Source organism: Psychrobacter sp. TB20-MNA-CIBAN-0197, from assembly GCF_040309765.1.
Lineage (GTDB): Bacteria > Pseudomonadota > Gammaproteobacteria > Pseudomonadales > Moraxellaceae > Psychrobacter > Psychrobacter submarinus.
Window position 1 is genome coordinate 1 of the sequence record NZ_JBEOPC010000688.1, and the last position, 268, is coordinate 268.

Consider the following 268-nt stretch of genomic DNA (forward strand, 5'->3'; position numbering starts at 1 on the left):
GTTCATGACAATCACGGTAAGCGTGCGCATATTCAACTGCTTGATGGCGATAAAGTGAATCTCATCGGCGCACAGCTACAAATTGTCGATAGTGACAATGCACGTAAGTACCATATTAGCGGCTTCGATACTGCCCAAGAAGCAACTGCTGCCAAAGCTATTTTGCAAGGTCAAGCATTGGGCAAGCGCCATGTGAATATCAAGATGGATGATGATACGCCCTAGCATTAAAAATCTAGCATGGTATTTAGACATCATAATATGTAAT

Annotated in this window: 1 pseudogene; it reads left to right on the plus strand. The window is 42.5% G+C overall.

Features of this window, described 5'->3' with window-relative positions:
- Window positions 1–225 (plus strand): annotated as a pseudogene (locus AAEY83_RS15545) (hypothetical protein); the annotation flags it as partial.
- Window positions 226–268: the final 43 nt, after the last annotated feature.